Annotated in this window: 19 protein-coding genes; 13 read left to right on the forward strand and 6 right to left on the reverse strand. The window is 62.6% G+C overall.

The window, feature by feature from the left end; translation table 11 throughout:
- Positions 1 to 11: 11 nt before the first annotated feature.
- The 8 genes from QMC96_00875 (at position 12) to QMC96_00910 (ending at position 8,000) form a co-directional block, all read left to right on the forward strand.
- Positions 12 to 362 (forward strand): RNA polymerase Rpb4 family protein, encoded by a 351-nt coding sequence (locus QMC96_00875; protein MDI6875310.1) that lies wholly within the window; start codon positions 12 to 14, stop codon positions 360 to 362.
- Positions 363 to 376: 14 nt separating this feature from the next.
- A complete protein-coding gene (locus tag QMC96_00880; protein ID MDI6875311.1) occupies positions 377 to 937 on the forward strand; it encodes a DUF655 domain-containing protein in 561 nt (186 codons plus the stop codon).
- Positions 934 to 1,698, forward strand: a complete 765-nt coding sequence (gene rsmA, locus QMC96_00885; protein ID MDI6875312.1) for a 16S rRNA (adenine(1518)-N(6)/adenine(1519)-N(6))-dimethyltransferase RsmA — start codon at positions 934 to 936, stop codon at positions 1,696 to 1,698. The genes QMC96_00880 and rsmA overlap by 4 nt, the downstream gene beginning before the upstream one ends.
- 81 nt (positions 1,699 to 1,779) lie before the next feature.
- Complete coding sequence (locus tag QMC96_00890) at positions 1,780 to 2,340, forward strand: methyltransferase (protein MDI6875313.1); 561 nt, start codon at positions 1,780 to 1,782, stop codon at positions 2,338 to 2,340.
- A 936-nt stretch (positions 2,341 to 3,276) separates the two neighbouring features.
- The gene (locus QMC96_00895; protein ID MDI6875314.1) at positions 3,277 to 5,010 is read left to right on the forward strand and encodes an ATP-binding protein; all 1,734 of its coding nucleotides are present in this window, start codon (positions 3,277 to 3,279) and stop codon (positions 5,008 to 5,010) included.
- Between the two features lie 140 nt (positions 5,011 to 5,150).
- Complete coding sequence (locus QMC96_00900) at positions 5,151 to 6,401, forward strand: 3-isopropylmalate dehydratase large subunit (GenBank protein MDI6875315.1); 1,251 nt, start codon at positions 5,151 to 5,153, stop codon at positions 6,399 to 6,401.
- 4 nt (positions 6,402 to 6,405) lie between these two features.
- A complete protein-coding gene (locus tag QMC96_00905) occupies positions 6,406 to 6,903 on the forward strand; it encodes a 3-isopropylmalate dehydratase small subunit (protein ID MDI6875316.1) in 498 nt (165 codons plus the stop codon).
- Positions 6,882 to 8,000, forward strand: coding sequence for a 3-isopropylmalate dehydrogenase (locus tag QMC96_00910; protein ID MDI6875317.1), 1,119 nt, complete (start codon positions 6,882 to 6,884; stop codon positions 7,998 to 8,000). Before QMC96_00905 ends, QMC96_00910 begins: the two co-directional genes overlap by 22 nt.
- Positions 8,001 to 8,106: 106 nt before the next feature.
- On the opposite strand, the gene QMC96_00915 is transcribed toward QMC96_00910, so the two are convergent.
- The 3 genes from QMC96_00915 to cfbC are packed head-to-tail and all read right to left on the reverse strand — an operon-like array spanning position 8,107 to position 11,090.
- Positions 8,107 to 9,258: a nitrogenase component 1 gene (locus tag QMC96_00915; protein ID MDI6875318.1), complete on the reverse strand. Its 1,152-nt coding sequence runs from the start codon at positions 9,256 to 9,258 to the stop codon at positions 8,107 to 8,109.
- Positions 9,251 to 10,291, reverse strand: coding sequence for a nitrogenase component 1 (locus QMC96_00920; GenBank protein ID MDI6875319.1), 1,041 nt, complete (start codon positions 10,289 to 10,291; stop codon positions 9,251 to 9,253). The genes QMC96_00915 and QMC96_00920 overlap by 8 nt, the downstream gene beginning before the upstream one ends.
- Positions 10,278 to 11,090: a Ni-sirohydrochlorin a,c-diamide reductive cyclase ATP-dependent reductase subunit gene (gene cfbC / locus QMC96_00925; GenBank protein MDI6875320.1), complete on the reverse strand. Its 813-nt coding sequence runs from the start codon at positions 11,088 to 11,090 to the stop codon at positions 10,278 to 10,280. Before cfbC ends, QMC96_00920 begins: the two co-directional genes overlap by 14 nt.
- Positions 11,091 to 11,648: 558 nt before the next feature.
- On the opposite strand from cfbC, the gene QMC96_00930 reads away from it, so the two are divergent.
- The gene (locus tag QMC96_00930) at positions 11,649 to 12,833 is read left to right on the forward strand and encodes an FprA family A-type flavoprotein (GenBank protein ID MDI6875321.1); all 1,185 of its coding nucleotides are present in this window, start codon (positions 11,649 to 11,651) and stop codon (positions 12,831 to 12,833) included.
- A 174-nt stretch (positions 12,834 to 13,007) separates the two neighbouring features.
- Positions 13,008 to 13,967, forward strand: a complete 960-nt coding sequence (locus tag QMC96_00935) for a phosphoribulokinase (GenBank protein MDI6875322.1) — start codon at positions 13,008 to 13,010, stop codon at positions 13,965 to 13,967.
- Positions 13,968 to 14,705: 738 nt separating this feature from the next.
- On the opposite strand, the gene QMC96_00940 is transcribed toward QMC96_00935, so the two are convergent.
- From QMC96_00940 to cutA, 3 genes are all read right to left on the reverse strand, one after another.
- Positions 14,706 to 15,188, reverse strand: a complete 483-nt coding sequence (locus QMC96_00940) for a tryptophan-rich sensory protein (protein MDI6875323.1) — start codon at positions 15,186 to 15,188, stop codon at positions 14,706 to 14,708.
- 226 nt (positions 15,189 to 15,414) lie between these two features.
- A complete protein-coding gene (gene fdhD / locus QMC96_00945) occupies positions 15,415 to 16,137 on the reverse strand; it encodes a formate dehydrogenase accessory sulfurtransferase FdhD (protein MDI6875324.1) in 723 nt (240 codons plus the stop codon).
- Positions 16,134 to 16,454, reverse strand: coding sequence for a divalent-cation tolerance protein CutA (gene cutA / locus QMC96_00950; protein ID MDI6875325.1), 321 nt, complete (start codon positions 16,452 to 16,454; stop codon positions 16,134 to 16,136). The genes fdhD and cutA overlap by 4 nt, the downstream gene beginning before the upstream one ends.
- 526 nt (positions 16,455 to 16,980) lie before the next feature.
- Between cutA and QMC96_00955 the strand changes: the two genes are divergently transcribed.
- The 3 genes from QMC96_00955 to QMC96_00965 are packed head-to-tail and all read left to right on the forward strand — an operon-like array spanning position 16,981 to position 20,721.
- Complete coding sequence (locus QMC96_00955; GenBank protein MDI6875326.1) at positions 16,981 to 18,129, forward strand: LL-diaminopimelate aminotransferase; 1,149 nt, start codon at positions 16,981 to 16,983, stop codon at positions 18,127 to 18,129.
- A complete protein-coding gene (gene lysA / locus QMC96_00960) occupies positions 18,126 to 19,415 on the forward strand; it encodes a diaminopimelate decarboxylase (protein ID MDI6875327.1) in 1,290 nt (429 codons plus the stop codon). Before QMC96_00955 ends, lysA begins: the two co-directional genes overlap by 4 nt.
- 10 nt (positions 19,416 to 19,425) lie before the next feature.
- Complete coding sequence (locus QMC96_00965) at positions 19,426 to 20,721, forward strand: OB-fold nucleic acid binding domain-containing protein (protein MDI6875328.1); 1,296 nt, start codon at positions 19,426 to 19,428, stop codon at positions 20,719 to 20,721.
- Positions 20,722 to 21,095: the final 374 nt, after the last annotated feature.

The following is a 21,095-nucleotide window of genomic DNA, read 5'->3' on the forward strand; positions in this document are numbered from 1 at the left end:
AGGGAATGAATATGAAGGTGAAGGCGGTCCTGAGCGAGGAGAGAATCACCCTTCCGGAACTCCGCGCCAACCTGCTGGCGCTGGAGGGTGAACGGAGGAGTAAAGAGCGGGAGCTCTCCTATGAACTCCGCCGGAGCATCGAACACGCCAATCACCTCGGCAAGACCAGTCCCGAGCGATCGCGAGAGCTCGTGGAGGCCCTCCTGAAACACGAGAAGATGAAACCCGACATCGCGTTCCGGATAGCCAACATCATGCCTCGCACTCGGGATGAACTTCGTGCGATATACGCGAAAGAACGGTTTACACTGACAGGAGAAGAACTGGACGCCATCATCGACCTAGTAATGGCCCATTACTGAAGAAGGGTACCGGCATGAAGACGGAGAAGAAGGAGATCTACGCCTTAGTACTGGATCTCCTTCCCAAAGGCTATGCGAACGACCCTCGCCCGGTGTACAAGCGGGAGCCGATCATCCAGGCGGTCGGAGTCGACCAGTTCAAGCTCCTCGAGCTCATACCCAAAACGCAGAATATCGCCATCCACGAGAAGGTGTATATCGGCGATGAAGAGCGGGAGAAGATCGAGAGGGTGAAGCGGCGCATCGGCTACGAGGAGCTGACGCAGACGGCACGGCTGGAATTGCCCTTTGCCGTCGAGAAGATTGTCCTGGAGAACGAGGAGCGGTTTGTCCAGTTTTTCAACAAGGCGATCTCGATCACTCCCCGTCTTCATATGCTGCATCTCCTCCCGGGTATCGGCAAGAAGCTGATGTGGGAGATCCTAGCGGAGCGGGAGAAGCGGCCTTTTACGAGTTTCGAGGATCTGAGACAGAGGATCAAGGCGATCACCAAGCCCGAGAAGATGATAGTGAGCCGGATTCTGGAAGAAATCGAAGACCCTGAGACCAAATACCGCCTCTTTACAACAAAATGAGCGCTCCACGCGATCAGCATTTCTTAGTCGATAAACGCGCCATCGAACGGATCGTCGGGGCAATCGACGTTGCCGGCAGACGCATCCTGGAGATCGGACCGGGGACAGGGAACCTGACCCGTGCGCTCCTGGATCACGGTGCCGTCGTCATCGCGGTCGAGATCGATCCGCTGCTGTTCGAAGACCTCGGCCGGGCGTTCGCTCCGGAGATCAGGGCGGGACAGCTCGAACTGCTGCTGGGGGATGCATCCCGCTGCGATCTCCCCTTCTTCGAGTCCGTCATCTCGAACCTCCCCTACTCCCTCTCGTCCAAGCTCACCTTCCGGTTGCTGGCGATCGGGTTTGACGAAGCCGTTCTGATGTACCAGAGCGAGTTCGCCCAGCGGATGCTCGCACAGCCCGGTTCCCGGGACTACGGGAGGCTGTCGGTCATGGTTCAGACCTACGCGCACGTGACCAGACTGTTCGATCTCTCCCCGAGCTGTTTCACTCCCAAACCGCAGGTCCGCTCGACGGTGGTGAAGCTGCGTCCCCGGGAGCCCCCCTATCCCCTGCGCGATCGGAAGCTGTACGCGGAAATGGTGCGGGTGCTCTTCTCCCACCGCCGGAAGACGGTCCGTAACGGGCTTCGGAGCGCCCGCGGCCTGCTGGACGAGGAGACTATCGAGAGGATGCAACGAGACCTTCCTGACGGGATCCTGCACGCACGGCCGGAGGATCTCAATCTGGAGGAGTTCGCACGGATCGCCAATGCAGCATGATCCCTCGGGCCGACTGTTCGGGAATCATCTGCCGTTCCGCCGTTGTCTCTCTATGCGGCAGGGTGTGAGGCGGGATCCGCATTGAGCCCGTACGATGCCGATCAGGTCTACCCCGTCGAGGCCGACACTCTCCTCCTCGCAGAGGTGGCGCTCGCGGAGGTCAGACCGGGAGACCGCGTGCTCGAAGTCGGGACCGGCGGCGGCCACATCGCTGCGGCGCTGGCCTCTCGCAGGGGCATCACCGTGACGGCCACCGAGGTGAATCCCCACGCTGCAGCCATGGCGCATGGCCGCGGTCTGGACGTGATCCGCACGGATCTGACCGCCGGCATCTGCGGGACCTTCGACCTGATCCTGTTCAATCCGCCATACCTCCCTACCGCCCCCGAGGAGCGGATCGACGACTGGCTGGAGGTGGCTCTCGACGGGGGGAGGAGCGGGAGATGCGTGATCGAACGGTTTGCGGCCATCGTCCTGGATCGACTGGCTCCGGGGGGACGGCTCCTGCTGCTCGTCTCGTCGCTGACGGGCGTGGAGGAGGTTCTATCGCTCTTCGAAAGGAGTGGCTGCAGAGCCGGGGTGGTACAGACAAAGGAACTGGAGGGCGAGACGCTCTCCGTACTCCGGATTGTGCGGGCATGAGGTCGGCCTGACACCCCCCGGCTCTCTCCTGTCAGCCCTGCATCTAATCCGCGGACGGCCCGCGGCTCGAACGATCGCTTGCAGCACGGATCCGCCCGATACTCCGGCGGGGCATTCGAGTCTGGCCACCGGCGAACCATACCCGTGGAGACGGGAGCGCTCCGTGCGCGGAGGTCTCTCCCTGCCAGGGCTGGAGGGTGCAAATTCCGGCCGACCGGACCTTCCTCCAGCAGAGAGGGATTCCTTCGGACACCGTCGTGCAGGGGAAGCCGTGGACCACGAGCGGGATCCGATTCCGTCTCCGCGCGTTCGGACCCTATCCGAATCTCGTGAGAGAGTCCCTCGTTGCAGAGGTAAGAGCGCGGGAAGGTGGCAGATCGGGAACTCGGAAGGCGGCGTCCCAGCGGGGCGGGTACACCGGGGAACAATCGAGCGGTCTCTGTCCTGCCATTCTGCGGGCTATACCTCCCGTCGATATTGCGGCTGATTCTATCAGTAGCACTCGGGGGTCTGTCACGAGCCGCGACACGAGAAGATAAGGTTCATCGATCCGATGAACCTTCTCGGTCGTGATAAATTTATGCGCTCGGGCTGAAGTATCACTGCATAGATTTATCGGAGCGAGTTCGCCTCAAAGCCTGCCATCTCACGCCGACCGATGCCATCTGGAGGTTCATGGATCGGGCACCGAAGGGAGTAAAAACAGTATGTCTGGTGGATATCGGAAGGTAGCTGCGGAATGCCTCCATACGACTATCCGGTCTGTTGCAGGATCGGCAGGGCGCAATCTCGCCCGTTGCATGCAGTGGTGCGAGACGGGAGAGGGATAGCACCGTGATACCGCCCAACTTCTATCGCAGACTCCGATGCGGGGATGATTGGCATGCCGAACCGAAAAATGCCGATGACGGACCGGATCCGCGAAGCCCCGCTGTCATGAGGAACAGCTCTCCGCCATCCCTGGCGAGGCACCACCTCTCGAATTCCTGCGGTGCGCACACTTCAGCCGCACTCTCCGGACATAATCCGGTCCTTCCGACGCCGGAGAGCCGCGACGCCTGGAGGAGGAGCGGGCGGCTCTGTAGGGGGCCGGAGGGTGACGCGACGAACGGAGGCGAGGCACGTCCGGGGGATCGGGCATTCATCCGGGCACGGTCCCTGGACATCCTCGACTCGCACCCCGAAGCCACGTTTGCCATCGACAGGCGACAGAGGGTGGTTGCGTGGAATGCAGCAATGGAGAGACTCACCGGTATCCGGCGGGAAGATATCCTCGGCACCGCCGATCGCAGCTATGCCCTGCCGTTCTACGGGCGGAAGCGACCGATGCTCATCGACATGATCCGGGAGCATGATGACAGGCTCGAGCAGGAGTATGGGCGGATCGAGAGGAAGGGCGGTGCGATATGCGCCGAGTCTCGGGTTCCATTCCTCCATCAGGACAGGGAGGGAGTCATCTGCGAACGGGCATCCCTCTGGAACGATGCCGATGGGCAGGTTCTCGGAGCTATCGAGTCGGTCCAGGATCTGACCGACAGAAGGAGCCGCGAAGAAGAAGTGCTGAAAGGATATCGCGCACGGGTGAATGCGCACCGCGATCAGATGCTGGCCCTCCTCTCGATGCTGCCGGTCCAGATCTACATCCTCGACTCCAATCTTCAGTTCGAATACCTCAATCGAGCGGCAGCGCAGTCGCTCGAGCGGGACGCCGACGCAGTCATCGGCATGAGGTGGCATGATCTGGGACTCCCCGAGGGCAGCCTGCAGACCCTCGATGCGGCGATCGGTAGGATGCGCGAGACCGGTGCGGCAATCACATGCGAGATGCCGCACCCCGTCCGCCGCACTGCGATGGAGTTTGTATTCACCCCACTTTCCACTGCAGGCGGAGGGATCGAGTCCGTGTTCGTTGCCGCACGGGACATCCCCGCTCCGTCGGGGACTGGCGACCTTCCGGTCGCGGTTACCCGGGAGCTGCAGCGAAGCAACGAAGACCTGGAACGTTTTGCCTATGCCGTCTCCCACGACCTGCAGGAGCCCCTGCGGGCGATCGTCAGCTACACGCAGCTCCTCTCACGCCGCTATGGCGGCAGGCTGGATGAGGATGCCGATGAGTTCATGGGATTCATTGTGGAAGGGGCGTCCCGAATGCAGGCGCTCATCCAGGATCTTCTCATCTACTCCCGCGTGTCCTGCGGCGAGCTGGCTGCTGAACCGCTGGACATGGAAGCGGTGCTTGAGAAAACCCTGGAAAATCTGCGCACCGCGATCGACGAGACCGGGGCCCGGGTGACGCGCGATCCCCTCCCGACGATACGTGCGGATGCGATCCAGATGGTGCGCCTGCTCCAGAACCTGATCGGAAACGGCATCAAGTTTCACCGCGAAGGGGTGAGTCCGCGGGTCCATATCCGGGCGGAACCGTGCGGAAAGGAATGGATCTTCTCGATCCGGGACAACGGCATCGGGATCGACCCGCAGTTCCATGAGCGCATATTCGAGATGTTTCAGCGGCTGCACACGCAGGACGCCCATTCGGGTACCGGTATCGGGCTTTCCATCTGCAGGAAGATCGTGGAGCAACACGGTGGCAGGATCTGGGTGGAGTCCGAACCCGGTATGGGTTCCGTATTCTTCTTCTCCATCCCCCATTCGCCCGGCGGGCGGTGACACCATCCCGTCCGCTGCAGCCCCGCCGCCTCCCGAACTGCCGGCGGATCTCTCCCGATCGGGCTCGGAACGTATGTCCATCGACGCATGCGGAGCATAGATAGAATATCTCGCAGGATCAACTGATATGACGATTGCGAATGGGAGCGACAGTAGTCGAGAAGATCTTCTCGAAGAAGTGCGGCAGAGAGATCCATGCCGGAGAGGTGGTGATGGCGCCCGTGGACCGTGCCATGATCCACGACATCACCGGTCCGCTTGCCATCCAGAAATTCCGGGAGATGGGCGGAGACCGCGTCTTCGATCCGGGATCCATTACGATCCTCTTCGACCACCAGGTGCCGGCGGACTCCATCGCGGCGGCAGAGAATCACATGTTCATGCGGAAGTTTGCAAAGGAGCAGAATATACCCAACTACGACCTCCGCGAGGGGATCTGCCACCAGGTCGTGATGGAGAGGGGGGAGGCAGCCCCGGGAGAGATCGTGGTCGGTGCCGACTCCCATACCTGCATGTACGGCGCCAGCGGAGCCTTTGCCACCGGCATCGGATCCACGGACATGGGATTCGTGCTGAAGTTCGGGGCTCTCTACTTCAGGGTACCGGAGAGCATCCGCCTGGATATACGGGGGACTTTCGAAGACCGCGTCGGCGCCAAGGATCTGATCCTCCACATTACCGGCGACATCGGTGCGGACGGGGCCACGTATCAGGCGCTCGAGTTCGGCGGCGAGACGATTGCGGGCCTGGATATGGCAGGCAGAATGACATGCTGCAATATGGCGATCGAGATGGGCGCAAAGGCAGGTATTGTGCCTCCGGATGCGGTCACCTGGGCGTACATCCGCTCCCGACGGGGGATGACGCCGTTTGCGCTGTCCAGCGACGAAGACGCCCTGTACGCAGGCTGGCGGGAGTACGACGTGACGGATCTTGAGCCGCAGATAGCCGTTCCCCACAACGTGGACCACGTCGTCTCCGTCCAGGAGGTGAGCGGCATCCCTGTCGATCAGGTGTTCATCGGCTCATGCACGAACGGTCGATACGAGGATCTCCGGGAAGCCGCGGGGGTGCTCGGCGATCAGATGTTCCACCCTGAGGTGCGGGTCATCGTCATACCCGCTTCGCGGGAGGAGTACCTGAAGTCGCTTCGGGGAGGGTTGATCGAACGTTTCGTGGCAGCAGGTGCCCTCGTCGAAGCGCCCTGCTGCGGACCGTGCATGGGAGGAGCATTCGGGCTGCTCGCCCCGGGGGAGGTCTCCCTCTCCACCTCCAACCGCAACTTCCGGGGGCGGCAGGGAAGCGCCGAGGCCTCCGTGTATCTCTGTTCACCGGCAACGGCAGCCGCAAGCGCTGTCACGGGAGAGATCACGGATCCGAGGGAGGTGTAGGCGGATGCGAGTCTGGAAGTTTGGGAATGATGTGGACACGGATGCGATCATACCGGGGCGGTACCTGACCATCTATGATCCCGAAGAGCTGGCGCGCCATGTGTTCGAAGGTACCCGAAACGATTTCGCGAACGGCGTACGGCCGGGGGACATCATCGTGGCGGGGAGCAATTTCGGCTCGGGATCGTCGCGCGAGCATGCCCCCCTCGCCCTGAAGGGGGCGGGCGTACGGGTGGTGATCGCCCAATCGTTCGCACGGATCTTCTTCCGCAACGCGATCAACATCGGGCTGCTCCCGCTCGTCTGTCCGGATACGAGCGGGATCGAGGACGGTGAGACGGCGGCTGTCGATCTCGACGGTAGCACCCTGATCGTGGGCGGCAGGTCGTACGCCCTGGAGCCGATACCCGCCTTCGTGCGCGATATCGTCCGCGCAGGCGGACTGGTCCCGTACGCACGGAGCCTGAAGGAGGGGGTGCGGTGTACCGTATTGCAGCAATAGGCGGGGACGGGATCGGCCCGGAGGTGCTCGCCGAAGGGAAGAAGGTGATCGACGCTGCCGCCGAACGGTTCTCGTTCGATGTCGCCTGGGCGGAGTTCGATATCGGGGCCGAACGCTACCTGAGGACGGGGGAGCTGATCACGGAGGCGGATCTCTCCGCTCTCTCCGAGTTCGATGCCATCTACTTCGGTGCGATCGGGGACGAGCGGGTGAAGCCCGGTGTTCTCGAGCAGGGGGTACTCCTCGCCCTCCGTTTCTACTTCGACCAGTATATCAATCTCCGCCCGGTAAAGCTGCTGGAGGGTGTATGGACTCCGTTGCGGGATAAAAACCCGTCAGACATCGATTTGGTCGTGGTTCGGGAGAATACCGAGGACTTCTACGTGGGGATCGGCTCCCGCTTCCAGGGTGCCCAGGAGCGCCACCTGGAGGTGATCCGCGATCTCTACCAGGTGAAGTTCGATCTCGAGGCGGAGAGCGATGCGGAGGAGATTGCCTACCAGATCGGTGTCCTGTCCCGCGAAGGTTCGCGGCGGGTTATCCGCTACGCGTTCGAACTCGCCCGCGAGCGGCGGAGGAAGGTGACATCGGTGGACAAGGCGAATGTGCTCACGGATGTCTACGGGCTCTGGCGGGAAGTCTTCTCCGAAGAGGCTCGCGCTTACCCCGAGGTGGAGACGGAGTTCGCCTTCGTCGACGCGATCACCATGTGGTTTGTGAAGAACCCGGAGTGGTTCGACGTCGTCGTGACGCCCAATATGTTCGGGGACATCATCACGGATCTCGGGGCGATGATCCAGGGGGGGCTCGGGTTGGCGCCGGGCGGGAACATCAACCCCGAGGGGGTCTCGATGTTCGAGCCGATCCATGGCTCGGCGCCCCGCTACAAGGGCATGAACGTTGCCAATCCCATCGCCGCCATCTGGGCCGGATCCCTCATGCTCGACCACCTCGGGGAGCACGAGGCGGCAGATGCGGTTCTGGCAGCCATCGAGAGGACCATTCAGGCGGGCGTCGTGACGCGGGACATGGGCGGATCGGCGGGCACGGACGACGTGGGCGATCGCGTCGCAGAGGTCATCCTCGGCGGGATCTGAGGCAACGGATCCGTGAGATGCGGCAGAGGGGAGGTGCGGGAGATCGGCGGGGTGCCATCACCCTCCGGATGGCGGAATCCTCGCCGATCATTCGCGTCCGGTAACCTCATGTCCGCCGGATACCCTGCCGCTGGTTCCGGCAGGCGTTGAGCACATCTTCCATGCAGACCATCGCGCCCTCGATGCCGATCAGAGGGCGGGCGTGCAGGAGGTAACGGTTGCGGATGGGGGGTATCAGACCGCAGAACGCTGCGGTCGGATAGAGGGAGTGCTCGTAGCTGGATCCAAGGATCAGATCCGGGGCATGATCGGTGAGTATCTCTTCCATCCTTCGAAGGCTCGTTACTTTCTCGCACGGGTGGGCGGACGGCACCGGATCGTTCCGCACGGCGATACAGGCGATCTGCGCGTCCAGGAACTCCTCGAGCATGCCCGCGGCAAAGGAAGCGTAGGAGGCGTTGCCACAGACCACGGCGACAGGGGGATCGAAACGCCGGAGATGCTTGTCGCAGGCATGCTGGATGCGTTCCTTCGCCCTCAACGCCTCGAGGGAGATCGCGTCCAGGTCCATGTCCTCAAACCGGGAGGCCAGTTCGGCAAACGCCTCCTCCACCGCTTCCAGACCGAGCAGAGACCCTGCGCGGTCTCCGACGCCGCTCTGGAGATCCTCGTTCGTTGTCAGGGTCACGGGAGCGCAGTGGGCCAGGGAGTCCAGCCGATCCCTGGCGATGCATGTCGCCGGTGGGACGCCGGCGAGATTGAGCAGGCGCAGGGCTTCCAGCGCATTTCCCCGGTAGAAGGGGTCCGCCGGGTTCAACCCGTCAATGTTCACCCCTTCCCGCTCCCCGTCGTTCACGGGCGAGAGTGCGCCGAGCGCTCTTCGATAGCCGCTCTCGAGATCGCCGGAGAAACCCGGACTGTCGATGATCAGAAGGCCGGGACGATCCAGCATGCCCCGAAGGTCTTCGCCAATCACGGCTGGCACGCAGGTGTTCACAATGGCAACGCGCGCGTAGCGCGCACGGAGCTCATCCACGACTTCCTGCAGGCGATCACGGGAGCCGAAGATGATCTCGCTCTCCAGGATGCAGGTGCCGTAGATCGGAGGTTCGAGCAGCGATGCCGTATAGAAGTAGCATCCGCTGGATCCGTGGACGATCACGCCGAGATCCGCAAATCCCGAGAGGCACGCCGCCGCACCGCTCATGCCGCAGGGCCAGAGAGGATTCTCGCAGGGACGCGGGGGGCGATCAGGCATGCAGGGCGCGCCTCCAGCGGTGGAGCATGCGGCGCACCCCGGCGGTTCCCACGGGGGCGCTCACCGGAAGGGGAACCGGTGTACCTTCATCGTCCAGATGCATCCCGAGGCGGGGGACGATCTCCTGCGCGAGGGAGAGGCTTGCCGGCTCGATATCGATGGGAGAGCCCTTCTGCTGCAGGGAGATCCGTTCTCCTGCGAGGTCGGCGTACTCTTGGAGCATCTCCTCCTGGTGTGCCCGCTCCTGTTCCTGCGGGAGAGTGCTGTCGATCCCGAGGATGTCGGCGGTGCTCGCGATAAACTCCAGAGTTCCCTGCAGTCCCACGGGAAATGCAGGCAGGAACGGCGTTCCGAACCTGCTGGCAAGGGCTGATCCCAGCATTGCGATCCCCGGATCGCGCAGGATATTCAATGCACCGTTCCCGAGCTGCGCGACCATGCGAGTGGAGATGTTCCGCACATAGCGTACCCGAACCTCCAGTCCGAGGGCGGAGAGAAGCCTCGCCACCTCCCGGTAGTTCTCCTCGACCTCGTACTCCAGGTTCTTCTCCCCGATCAGGTTCACTGTCTTCTCCGTATCCGTGGACGCTTCCGTTCCCGAGAGCGCCAGGAGAGACAGGAGGGACTGCAGGAAACCATGGTGGAATGCACCTCCAAAAAAACCGGATGTGGGGATGTGGATCACGGGGACGCCCCAGTCCGCCGCACAGACACCGCCGACGTCATCGCCGATCGTATCGGCGATGCAGGTGCTCACCACAAAGATCGAGCGGGGATCCATGGCGAGCGCAGTGCGGATAGTATCTTCGAGCGCCTCCTCGCCGCCGAAGATGATGCTGCCTTCGTCGAGGTTGGTGGAGAGTATCCGCGGGAGGAAGGGATATTCGTTCTCCTGAAGGGTTGCATGCAGAAGGGAGAAGTTGTGGTGGGCACATCCGGCGGGACCGTGGACGATGGTCACTCCATCGATCACCTGCGTGGTGACCGAGAGGGCACCGCTGAGGGTGCAGCCGTCGTACCTATGCGTACTCAAGGGCAAGGGTCTCAAGTTCATCCATCTCGAGCGGGGTCGGAATATCCAGTCTCTTGTTCTCCAGGAGCAACCGCGCCAGCTCGCGGTACGTGCCGGCCTGCGCGGATTCCGGCGCATACTCGACCACAGGCTGCTTGTGCAGTTCGGCGAGCTGGACGATGCGATCCCTCGGGATATGGGCGATCAGGCGGGAGCCGATGCGGCGGGCGAACGCGTCCACCAGTTCCTCTTCCCGGTGCAGGGGGGCGGCATTGCAGATCACTCCGCCGAGCTGGCAGCAGCTGCGCCCGCGCCCGGAGAGGCGCGCAATGGCTTTGGCGATGTTGTTCGCCGCGTAGAGGGACATGAGCGTTCCGGAGGTGACGAGGTAGACCTCCCGCGCGTAGCCCTCCCGCATGGGCATCGCGAATCCCCCGCAGACCACGTCGCCGAGGACATCGTAGACGATGACGTCCCCATTGAGCGCACCGAGCCTCTCGAGCAGCTGGAACGTGGCGATGATGCCCCGTCCGGCACACCCGACCCCCGGCTCCGGCCCACCGGACTCCACGCAGCGGACTCCGTTGTAGCCCTTGAACACCACCTCCTCGGCCCGGATGGCGGCGTCGCCGCGTTCGCGGATCAGGTCGAGCACGGTGGGGATTCTTGTGCCGTGCATGAGCATGCGTGTGCTGTCCCGCTTCGGATCGCATCCGATCTGCAGCACATGCAGCCCCAGCTCGGAGAGGGCGGCAGAGACGTTTGCCGATGTCGTGGATTTCCCGATTCCGCCCTTGCCATAGAAGGCGATCTGTTTCATGGTATGACTCCCTGTTGCATCTTGCAGGCCTGCGGATATCCCGATAGAGGGGTAGCATCTGCTGGAATTCCCTGTACAGAAATCAGAATGCCGGTGGATTATATAAGATTAGGTTGTTTTAACACTATTTAATTTGTCTCTTCCGGGGGCTCGTCCGGCTCCGGGATCCTCGTGTTTGCCGCGGGGTGCGGGAGGCGATACGGCATCAAAAGAGCGAGCCGTGAATGCCGGCGTTTCCCTGCACCAGGAGTCGAATCCATCCGCCTGCCAGGTCCGTTCACCCCTGTCTGGAGACGGGGGCGGACGTGGCGAGCCGCCACCTGCTGTCCTGGAGGGCTGGGCACAGGCGGTCCGAGAGACACCCCGGGACGTTCTATGGGGCATCAATACGGAGAGGAACGGGGCTACGGGGTTGCGGGCAGCAACTCCGCAGGAACGGAAAGGGAAGGGACTTTTTAATACGTATCCTGTTCATAGTGTGGATACCGGCAGCGAATGCGATGTTCTGAGCGGTGCAGTGTGCCGTCTGTCAGACAGCCCACGAAATCGGTGATAAAAATGACCGTTCGAGAGATGAAACCCGGCGTGTACTCCGTTGGCGCCATCGACTGGGAGCGGAGAGTCTTTGACGCACTGGTGCCGCTGCCCCATGGCACGAGCTACAACGCGTACCTGGTGCAGGGAAGCAAGAAGACTGCCCTCATCGATACCGTTGACCCGTCCGGAGAGGAGGAGTTGATCCGGAATCTTGTGCGGCTCGACGTGGATGCGATCGACTATGTGGTGGTGAACCATGCCGAGCAGGATCACTCCGGGTCCCTTCCGATGATCCTGGAGCTCTTCCCCCGTGCGGAGGTGTGCAGCACCGCCAAAGGCAAGGAGTTGCTCGGATTCCTCCTGGACGTCCCCCCGGAACGGTGCAGGGTCGTGAAGGACGGGGATACCCTTCCTCTCGGGAGCAGGACGCTTCAGTTCCTGGAGACGCCGTGGGTCCACTGGCCGGACACCATGCTCACCTATCTGCAGGAGGAGAAGATCCTCTTCTCGGGAGATTTTCTCGGGTCGCACATGGCGACGAGCAGCCTCCACGCTCCGGAGCCGTCCGCGCTGTACGCTCTCGCAAAACTCTACTATGCCGAGATCATGATGCCCTTCCGAAGCAGCATCGGCACCTACCTCCAGAGGCTCGCAGGGCTGGAGATCGACTGTATCGCGCCAAGCCACGGTCCCATGCACGATCGCCCCTCGTTCATTCTGGACGCCTATGCGGACTGGGCCTCCGATCGTGTGGCGAACCGTGTGGTGATTCCCTACGTCTCCATGCACGGCACCACGCGCGACATGGTGCGATACCTCACGGATGCGCTCATACGCAGGGGGGTGGATGTCGAACCGGTAGATCTGGCCTCCGACGATACCGCCCGGCTGGCGACGGCGATCGTCGATCCGGCGACGATGGTGATCGCATCCCCGACGGTGCTCTTCGGACCGCACCCAAGGGTTGTCGCTGCGCTCTATCTCGTCAACCTCCTCCGCCCCAAGATTCGCTACATGGCCCTCATCGGATCGTTCGGGTGGGGCGGAGCCACACTGCAGCGGGTGACCGAGCTTCTCCAGTCGGTGAAACTCGAGCAGCTGGATCCGGTGCTGGTGAAGGGTTATCCGAGGGAGAAGGACTACCAGGCGCTGGATCGCCTGGCAGAGAATATCGCAGAGAAGCATGGAGCGCTCGGAATTGCCTGAGGAGTTCCGTTCTTGTACGCTCCTCACACCGGGAGATCAGTATATATGTGTGAACCGGAAAAAGCCAGATCCATGCACCACACCGGTTCGAATGCGAGAGGCTTTCCAAGGTCGTGGAGCTTGCGGTCATTGAACAGGTTGCGTGCTCGCCCGCAATATCCATCCCCTGTGCCCATGCCGCGCCTGAAAGACATCATCCTCCGATCCCCTACCATCTTCACGATCGGCGTGGCGGGCGACAGCGGATCCGGCAAGACTACGTTCACCAACGCAATCCGCGAGATCTTCGGCAAAGATCTGGTCTCGACCATCACCTTAGACGACTACCATACCCTGGACCGCGAACAGCGGCGGGAGAGAGGCGTCACGCCCCTTGCCCCTGAAGCCAACGACTTCCGGCGTCTCGAGGAGCATCTGAGGGATATCAAAGAGGGAAAGACCATCCAGAAGCCGGTGTACAACCATATCACCGGGACGATCGAGCCCCCGGTCAGCTTCACCCCCACCAAGATCGTGATCTTGGAAGGTCTGCACGCGTTCTTCACACCGACGCTGCGCGAACTGATGGATTTCAAGATCTTCGTCGATCCGGATGCGGATGTGAAGCGCTACTGGAAGATCCAGCGCGACATGGAGGTTCGGGGATACCGCCGGGAGGAGGTGGTGGAGGAGCTCGAGGCGCGGGCCCGCGATTACGAGAGATACGTCGCCCCCCAGTGCGAATACGCCGATGCCCTGATCAAGATCTCGTTCTCCAAGTATGGCGAGGATCTGGGGCCGATCCATAATATATACCGCGTCTCGATCTGCCAGAGCAGACTGGAGGAGGCGATTCAGGATATCGATCTCACTTTCGACCTCTTTGCCCTGCTCTCCCTCTCCGAGAACAGTTTTCTCCTGGAGTTCGGCCGCGAGGAGATGGCCGGAAGGGAGATGAGCGTGCTCACCTTCGATGGCGAACTCCGCTACGATGTGATGGAGAAACTGGAGGAGAGCATCGAGCAGCATGTGCAGAGTCCGCCCCGGGCCATCTACAAACACCGCACCTACCTGACCCCGACCGAGATCGGGCAGCTTCTCATCGCATGGCGGATCATAAACCGGCGGTACTTCATGGAGGAGCGCGAACCATAAGGCCGATACGGTTTTCTCATCTCCATCCTGCATGCATCAGAAGGGATCGTGTCGCACCGCGAGAATGCGCGCCGTGTAGACCACCGCAGCCGTCACTCGGATGCCCGATCCCTCGCATTCGGGGTCAGCGGGAACGAGGATTATCGCACGCAGACGGCACTCCGGGTTCCGTTCGTCCCCGGTCTCCCCGCGATGCACTGCAACGCAGAACGCACAGGCAGACCCCCTCCCGCCGGTTCGAATAAGCCGCAACGGAAGGGGGTGGAGGCTGCCAGCCGAGAAGGGGAAGGATGCTATCCCCCGTCTCGGATCTCATCGCCGCACAGCATCCTGCCCTACCGCATCCGCAAAGACGATCGCTCCGGCGGAGAAAGAGATGGCACACCTGAGTGCGGCGCTCCCGTTCAGAATCCGCGATCCCCTGTAGTCCCTGCGGAAGTGCCTTGTCCGGCCGGGGTGAGTCCGATCGCTTCGCGTCCCCCTCCGAGCAGACCGCTCCCCATGCCTGCGGGAGAGACACTCGAGCAGCGGCGATCATACCCCGTCCTCGGAGGGATCAGGTTCATGGCGGCCAATGCCACGGTTCTCCTCCGGCACAGGACGATTGCTGCCAACAGGCGGATGTCCGATAAGGAGGGGTCGCGGTGGAAGGCAGATTCCTGACCGTAGGAGCCAATACGCTTCCCGGCTGAGGGGAACGCCGCTGCATTGCGCATGGAGGCGAGGATGGACACTCGCTCAGGGATTGAGAATCCAGATGGCGTACGTGAGAAAGGCCGCCAGGGTCACCCAGGCGATGTAGGGGACCAGGAGTATGGCAGCAGCGCGGGATACGCGGTAGAAGAGGGCGATCGTGGCAGCTATCGCGATCCACAGCAGCACGATCTCCACGAAACCCAGCAGGGGCGACTGCAGGCCGAAGAAGAGGTACGACCACAGGACGTTGAGCACCAGCTGGATGGAGAACACTCCGATCGCGGGGATCACGCCAGGATGGTCCAGCCCCCGCGCCCAGATCAGGTAGAGGGCGATCCCCATGAGAAGATAGAGCGTCGTCCATACAGGCGCAAAGACCCACGAGGGTGGTGTGAACCACGGCTTCTCCAGGGATGCATACCAGACAGGTATGGAAGGGGCTGTGAATGCCGAACCAATCACCCCGGCGAGCTGGGTGACGATCACGGCCGTGACGAGCTTGCCGATGCCGGTGATTGCCCGCATGCCCCCTCCGATGCTGACGTTTCAGCGCATCCTGCATTTGAAGCTTTGCCATGAGTCCGCCAATCGCCCGCACGGCGTGCTCCAGGGATCCTGCGTCGGGCCGGCCATTCCGCCCGGGGCATGGCGCCTCCGGGCAGCGATCCCGGGGATCGCCCTGCGTCGTGCGGGCGGGCGTCAGCCCGCCTGCCCCCGGACGCCTCAAACAGAGGATGCCGGCGGGGATCGGTTACAGCCCGATGATCCGCTCCGGATGCGTGTAGACGGTGAACCGCCCCTCCCGGGCGAAGCAGATCAGAGTGACCCCCGTCTCTTCTGCGGTGCTGATCCCCCGATCCGTCGAGGCCGCCTTCGAGATGACGATGGGCACTCCGGCGTTCGCCGCCTTGGACACCATCCCCCGGGGCTGCCGCCCCGTGCACCCGATCACGCAGCGGGAGAGATCGATGCCGTTCAGAAGCGCGTGGCCGACAACTTTGTCGACGGTGTTGTGCCTCCCCACATCCGAGCTCGTGGCCACGAGTTCCCCTTCGGAGAAGAGGACGGATGTGTGGACACCGCCCGTCTCCCGCCATACATCGGAGACGATCGCCTCTGTCACGGCAAAGACCATCTCCGGATCTATCCGCAGGCTGGATGCAACCCTGCGGGGCTCCCGCAGGATGTCGATGCCCCCGGAGGATCCGATCCCCCTCTGCACGGCGTTCGGAATATCGGCGCGGATCCGCACCTCGGTTCCGCGGGCTTCAACGTGCTCGACCCGATCCGCCAGACCTTCACAGACCACGAATCCGGCTCCGAGCTCCCGCAGCTGATCGCGGCTCGCCACAAGCGTGGCGAACAGGCGATCGTTGACGTACAGGGAGACGGCATCCTCGCGGTTGACGGAATCGACGATGGCGCGGACTTCGCTGCCGCGAATCTGGACTGCCCGAACCGTGCAGGTGTTCATACTTCTCCGGCTCCGGCTACCCACTCCAGGTACTTCTCGAATCCCCCCACGACCGGGAGAGCGACGATCTCCGGCAGGTCGTATGGGTGCAGTTCCCGGATGCGGGATGTCAGGGCATCCATATTCTCTCTCCGCGTCTTGATGACGAGGAGATCCTCGTGCTCGTACGAGAACTCGCCCTGCCAGCGGAAGAAGGAGCGGACGGCGACGATATTGACGCAGGCGGCAAGACCCTCCTCCACGAGACTGCGGGCGATCTTCGGAGAGTCCTCCGGCGGTGCAGTTGAGAGTACGACAACTATGTCATCAACTGTCATGTTCATCCCAACATCATTCTGCTGCGGATCCTTATCACATTCACTTCCGCCCCGTGGGACAGGGGAGACCATCACTGGTGTGTCCCGTCTGCGATGTAGTAAGCGGAGACGGCTCATGCGAACCGGGCTTTCCCTTCCTCCCGGCCTGACGAAAGGCATACGGATCGGGTGCAATCCCGCCGTGCCCTGCTCGCGGATGGATATGCGCCCCCTCCTCTCCGAATGCTCGCCCCGGCAGCGAAGGGTGATGGTATCCTGCAGGCGGAGGAGACGGATGACGCCGCTCACCTCACGCCGCATCCCCTCACGCGTATACGGCGCAGCCCTGCTCGAAAGCGCAATTTCGGCATCGCTATCCATGAACATTGACGCCCGTATCTTCGCGCGAGGGGTGCAGCCCTGCCAGGGCTTCGGGCCCGGCCTTCAGGCTCCGTGCGGATCGTGTATCATCGCAGCAGGGCACCGATCGTTTCCGATGCTGTACCCGATAGTGCTTTTAATAGCCCGCACAACAAACAATTGATGGATGTACTCGGAACGCATGGGCAATCTGCCCCCCTATCTGTTTGCACGTATCGATGAGATGAAGGCGGAGAAGCAGCGGAGCGGGGTGGACGTGATCGACCTCGGCGTGGGGGATCCGGATCTCCCGACGCCCGCTCACATCGTGGATGCCCTCTGCGCTGCAGCCCGCGATCCGGAGAATCATCACTACCCCTCCTACGTGGGCATGCAGGAGTTCCGCAATGCTGTCGCCTCCTGGTACGGGAGGCGGTTCTCCCTGACGCTGAACCCGGAGAACGAGGTGGTCGCCCTGATGGGATCGAAGGACGGCATCGCCCACATCCCCGAGGCGTTCGTGAATCCCGGCGACTACGTGCTGGTCCCGGATCCGGGCTATCCCGTGTACCGGACATCAACGCTCTTCGCCGAAGGAAGGGTGCACACGATGCCTCTCTCCGTCGAGAACGGATTCCTCCCCGATCTATCGGCGATACCCGACGCGGTCCTGAAGCGGGCGAAACTCATGTTCATCAACTACCCCAACAATCCCACGGCAGCGGTGGCACCGCAGGGTTTCTTCCGGGAGGTGGTGGATCTCGCGCTGGATCGAGGGATCGTCGTGGTGCACGACAACGCATACTCCGAGATTGCCTTCGACGGCTACCGTGCACCCTCTTTCCTGCAGACGAAGGGCGCGATGGAGTGTGCAGTGGAGATGCACTCCCTCTCCAAGACTTATAACATGACCGGCTGGCGCATCGGGATGGCCTGCGGGAATGCCAGCATCCTAGACGGCCTGAAAAGGGTGAAGACCAACGTGGACTCCGGTATCTTCAACGCCGTACAGAGAGCAGCGATCGCGGCGCTATCCGGTCCGCAGGATTGTATCGCGCGATCGTGCGGCATCTACGCGGAGCGGCGGGATATGCTCGTCGATGGACTGAACGACATGGGTTTCGCCGTCGACTCCCCGAAAGCCACCTTCTACGTCTGGATGGAGGTTCCCGACGGGATGACGTTCGCGACCCGCCTCCTGCATGAAGCGGGCATCGTGGCGACGCCGGGAGTCGGTTTTGGGGAGTACGGCACGCGGTACGTGCGGTTTGCCGTCACCCGCTCCGTGGAGCGGATACAGGAGGCTTTATCGCGGATCCGGAGGCTGAAACCGTGAGGCTGCCTCCCCATCTCTCGGTTCGGAACGGTCACCTCCACATGGGCGATCACGATCTCGCAACCTTGGCAGAACAGTTCGGGACTCCGCTCTACGTGACAAGCGAGGAGCGTATACGGGATAACTACCGCAGATTCCATACTGCGCTCTCCGATTACTACCCGAACGTGCGGATCCTCTACGCAGCCAAGGCAAACGGCAACGTCACAATCCTGACCATACTGGCATCCGAGGGGGCCGGGGCTGATGTCTTCTCCTCGGGCGAACTCGCCCTCGCCCTGCAGGCCGGCATGCCGCCGGAGCATCTGCTCTTCAACGGCAGTTCCAAGAGCCCCGCGGATCTGGTCAGGGCGGTGGAGAGCGGCATTCGCGTCTCCGTCGACTCTTTCGACGAGCTGCACCAGCTGGATGCCGCCGCCGCTGCCGCGGGCAGGAGGGTGGAGATCGCGTTCCGCGTCAATCCAGCCCTGCAGGTCCCAACGCACCCGAAGATCGCCACCGGGCTCGCCAGCAGCAAGTTCGGAATCCCGCATGAGAGCATCCCCGACGCCTATGGGGAGGCGCTTGCCTGCGATTATATCGATCCGGTCGGGATACACTGCCATATCGGCTCCCAGATCCTGTCTGTCGAGCCTTTCACGCGTGCTACGGAGGTGATGATGGAGATCGCTGTACGGCTTGTGGACGAGGGGGTGGATCTGAAGTTCATCGATCTCGGAGGCGGGCTCGGCATTCCCTACCACCGGGAGACGGATACGGCTCCCACGTACGAGGAGTACGCGTCCGGCGTGATGCCCGTCTTCCTGCAGGGCATCGTCGATGCGGGCATCCGACCGGAGCTCTGGGTCGAGCCCGGGCGGTCACTCGTCGCCGATTCGACTGTGCTGCTCGCCCGCGTGAACTCGGTCAAGAAGACGAGCCGACAGTTTGCCAATGTAGATGCCGGGTTCAACCTTCTCGTGCGGCCGGTGATGTACGATGCCTACCACGAGGTCGTTGCGGTAAACAAGGCGGATCAGCCCGCATCGGAGACGTATACCATTGCCGGCCCCATCTGCGAGAGCGGGGATCTCCTGGCTGTCGAGCGGAAGCTGCCGCCCCTGAAGGCCGGGGACATCGTTGCTCTCCTGGATACCGGCGCATACGGATTTGCCATGGCATCCCAGTACAACGCCCGCCCACGCTGCGCGGAGGTCATCGTCAGCCGGGATCGGGCTGCCTGCATGCGGCGCGAAGAGGGGATTGACGATATCGCAGCTGCCATGATCCGCCCGCCCTGGCTGTAGGGGTGCCCGTGTGAAGTTCCACTATGCCCTCGTGGACGATCTGCTCTCGCGGGAGGAGTTCGAGGAGAGAGTAGAGGCGAAGATCGAGGAGAGCGGAGACCTCCTGGACGAGGAGACTGCAGCCATGCTGGTCGTCAAGGAGTGCGGCCGCCACCACGTCAGGATTCGCGATCTCACCGCCCGGGCATCTCTTCTCTCTTTTTTCGGGAAGATCCTGGAATGCTCCCCTCCCCGGGAGTTCGTCCGCTCGGATGGCAGCCACGGCATGGTGGCGAGCCTGCAGGTGGGGGATGAGAGCGGCCGCGTCCGGGTCGTCCTGTGGGATGAGAAGGCAGCCGCGATCGACGAGATCGATGTCGGGGAAGTGCTGGAGATCATCGGCCGCCCGCAGCAGGCTCATGCGAACGGCCCGATCGAGGTTCACGCCCTCGCTCTCCGCAAGGCCGTCTGCGAGATCCACCTCGACGGCGCCGCTGCCGCTGTAGCGGCAGCCGGCAACGGCATCGAGGATATCGAGGCGTACGTCCTATCGAAGGGGGAGATACGGGAGTTCTGCCGGCGGGACGGCAGCGCGGGCGAGATGCAGGAGGCGATTGTCGGGGGGGCTTTCGGAACCGTGCGCCTGGTCTGCTGGGCGCCGATGCTCCTGGCTACGGTCGAACCGGGAGGAAGTTACCGCATCCGGGGTGCAAAGAGGGTATCACGGGCGGAGAGGTTCGAGTACCATCTGGACGAGCTGGGGCGAATCGAGCCTCTGGCCGCGGATGTCGAGATCCCGTTCGCACGGCCCGGCGAGATAGAGGAAGGGAGGACATACTCCGTCCGCGGGACGCTGAAGACCGTCGAGCCGATGCGAAGTTTCACCGATCGGCGGGGAGAGCAGTCCTTCGTCCGAAACGCTATCCTCGATTGCCAGGACGGGGAGGTGCGGCTTGTCTTCTGGGGCGACATGGCAAGGGATCTTCTGATGCCCGGGGAGAGCGTGGAAGTGCACGGGGCGCTTGCCCGCAAGAGCCGGCAGGGAGGTCTCGAGCTCTCCCTCCAGCGGGGCAGCGTTCTCGTCAGGTGCTGCCGGGAGGCGGAGGAGATCGTCTTTCAGGGAACCGTTCTGGCTACCCTGTACGGCACCGCGATAGACGATGGCAGGGAGTACTATATGCTGGAGGGGGAACTCCCCCCTGGATCGGAGATGAGGGTTCGGGGGCTGGCATGCCAGAGGAGGCTGCAGGTCCTGTCGAGCGAGAGGATCGTTCTGGACAGGGCCCGACTCATCGCCCGTACGCGATCGTTCCTGGACCGTCTCTGATCCCCGTCCGGCTCACTTCTGTTCTTGCGGGAGGGGGCGTCGGAACGGCGGTTGCAGGCGCATGGGTGGAAAGATGTCCGAGAATCTCTGCCGCGGCGCATCGCTCAGGCCAGGACCGGTTTCGGGGAGGTTCGGTGCGGATGTCGTCCCCCCGACGGCTCGCTGCGGGGTGCACGTGCGGAGTGCGGACATTGCTGGGAGATATACGCACCACAGCGGGAACTGCCAGAGATCGGATCTCTTTAAATCGCGGAATTTTTACGGGACTGGCCATGCAGGCCCTTCACTTTCGCGCTGCACGGCTGAACACCTTTATGGGGTACTGCGTATATAAAGATGGTATCTGAGCTGACCGCTCGAGATCGAGAATGCCA

It is taken from the genome of Methanomicrobiales archaeon (assembly GCA_030019205.1).
In the GTDB taxonomy this organism is placed as follows: Archaea; Halobacteriota; Methanomicrobia; order Methanomicrobiales; family JACTUA01; genus JASEFH01.

Bases quoted from the DNA above. Each gene is read 5' to 3' on its own strand.
- QMC96_00875 (MDI6875310.1), top strand. From the start codon at position 12: ATGAAGGTGAAGGCGGTCCTGAGCGAGGAGAGAATCACCCTTCCGGAA.
- QMC96_00880 (MDI6875311.1), top strand. From the start codon at position 377: ATGAAGACGGAGAAGAAGGAGATCTACGCCTTAGTACTGGATCTCCTT.
- rsmA (MDI6875312.1), top strand. From the start codon at position 934: ATGAGCGCTCCACGCGATCAGCATTTCTTAGTCGATAAACGCGCCATC.
- QMC96_00895 (MDI6875314.1), top strand. From the start codon at position 3,277: ATGAGGAACAGCTCTCCGCCATCCCTGGCGAGGCACCACCTCTCGAAT.
- QMC96_00900 (MDI6875315.1), top strand. From the start codon at position 5,151: ATGGGAGCGACAGTAGTCGAGAAGATCTTCTCGAAGAAGTGCGGCAGA.
- QMC96_00905 (MDI6875316.1), top strand. From the start codon at position 6,406: ATGCGAGTCTGGAAGTTTGGGAATGATGTGGACACGGATGCGATCATA.
- QMC96_00915 (MDI6875318.1), bottom strand. From the start codon at position 9,258: ATGCCTGATCGCCCCCCGCGTCCCTGCGAGAATCCTCTCTGGCCCTGC.
- cfbC (MDI6875320.1), bottom strand. From the start codon at position 11,090: ATGAAACAGATCGCCTTCTATGGCAAGGGCGGAATCGGGAAATCCACG.
- QMC96_00930 (MDI6875321.1), top strand. From the start codon at position 11,649: ATGACCGTTCGAGAGATGAAACCCGGCGTGTACTCCGTTGGCGCCATC.
- QMC96_00935 (MDI6875322.1), top strand. From the start codon at position 13,008: ATGCCGCGCCTGAAAGACATCATCCTCCGATCCCCTACCATCTTCACG.
- QMC96_00940 (MDI6875323.1), bottom strand. From the start codon at position 15,188: ATGCGGGCAATCACCGGCATCGGCAAGCTCGTCACGGCCGTGATCGTC.
- fdhD (MDI6875324.1), bottom strand. From the start codon at position 16,137: ATGAACACCTGCACGGTTCGGGCAGTCCAGATTCGCGGCAGCGAAGTC.
- cutA (MDI6875325.1), bottom strand. From the start codon at position 16,454: ATGACAGTTGATGACATAGTTGTCGTACTCTCAACTGCACCGCCGGAG.
- QMC96_00955 (MDI6875326.1), top strand. From the start codon at position 16,981: ATGTACTCGGAACGCATGGGCAATCTGCCCCCCTATCTGTTTGCACGT.